At 66.3% G+C, this 1459-nt stretch carries 1 protein-coding gene; it reads left to right on the top strand.

Annotation, left to right across the window (positions count from 1 at the left end):
* Positions 1 to 241 precede the first annotated feature (241 nt).
* Positions 242 to 1435: an IS110 family transposase gene (locus tag ABZ396_RS40720; protein ID WP_358927079.1), complete on the top strand. Its 1194-nt coding sequence runs from the start codon at positions 242 to 244 to the stop codon at positions 1433 to 1435.
* Positions 1436 to 1459 lie beyond the last annotated feature (24 nt).

Genomic DNA, 1459 nt, shown 5'->3' with positions numbered 1-1459 from the left:
CTGCCCAAGCGGTCCTACCTTGTTCGTGGGTTGGACGGGCCGTCGTAAGGTCCAGAGACCCAGAGACACCGGGTATGGCTTCCAAGCGGTTGCCCTCGATGGTTCCATCCACCTGGCCGCCCGGTGTCTCACGACGACTCGGCCGCTGATTAGGAGCTGCGAACGCCTTCGAGCGGATCGCTGAGTAGGACCGCGCCGGCGAGGTCGTCCAGGAGAACAGCACCTCGAACGACCGGAGGAACTGGTGGCCCGGATCTGGGCGGGTACGGACATCGGCAAGACCCATCACCATTGCGTGGTTCTGAACACAGAGGGCGAACGGCTGCTGTCGCGGCGCGTCCTGAATGACGAGCCGGAGCTGCTGGCCCTGCTCGCCGACGTGCTTGCCCTCGACGAGGACGTGGTCTGGGCGGTCGACGTCGCCGACGGCATGGCCGCCCTGTGGATCAGCGTGCTGCTCAACCATGGCCAGCACCTCGTCTACGTACCCGGCCTGGCCGTCAACCGAGCCTCGGCGGGCTACCGGGGCATGGGCAAGACCGACGCCAAGGACGCCACCGTCATAGCCGACCAGGCCCGAATGCGCCGAGACCTGACGGTCCTGCGGCCGGACGACGAACAAGCCATCGAGCTGCGGGTCCTCACCAACCGCCGGGCCGACCTGACCGCGGACCGCACTCGCAGGATCAACCGCCTGCGCGGTCAACTCACCAGCATATTCCCGGCCTTGGAACGGGTTCTTGACCTGGGAAATGCTGGACCGCTGGTCCTCCTGACCGGCTACCAGACTCCTGCCGCCCTTCGTCGGGCCGGCGGAAAGCGACTGGTGACCTGGCTGCGCAACCGCAGCGTGCGCAGTCCCGAGGCCCTGGCCGAGGCTGCCCTGGAAGCAGCTAAACGCCAGCACACCGCCGTCCCCGGGGAGAAGATCACCGCGCAGGTGATCCGCACCCTGGCAACGGAGGTGATGAACCTCAACGAGCAGATCAGTGATATCGACAAGCTCATTGCGGCCCGGTTTCGCGACCACGAACTCGCCGAAGTGATCTCCAGCATGCCCGGTATCGGACCGTTGCTGGGTGCTGAGTTCCTCGCGGCCACCGCCGGCGACCTGAGCCGCTACGGCACCGCCGATCGCCTGGCCAGCCTTGCTGGGGTCGCTCCGGTCCCCCGGGACTCGGGCAACGTCAGCGGCAACCTACACCGGCCCAGGCGCTACCACCGCGGCCTGCAACGTGTCTTCTACACCTCCGCGCTCATCAGCATCCGCAGCTGCGACGACTCGCGCCGTTTCTACGAACGCAAGCGTGCTGAAGGAAAGCGGCACATCCAGGCAGTCCTCGCCCTGGCACGTCGACGCGTGAACGTCCTGTGGGCTCTCATCCGCGACGGACAGTGCTACCAGAGCAACCTCCCCGTCACCGCTACGGCTTGACAACCTCATTAGGAGGTGGATCGT

The organism is Streptomyces sp. NPDC005866, from assembly GCF_040629895.1.
Taxonomy (GTDB): Bacteria; Actinomycetota; Actinomycetes; order Streptomycetales; family Streptomycetaceae; genus Streptomyces.
Note: the sequence above shows the minus strand (reverse complement) of the source record. Positions and strands in the feature narration are given on the sequence as shown.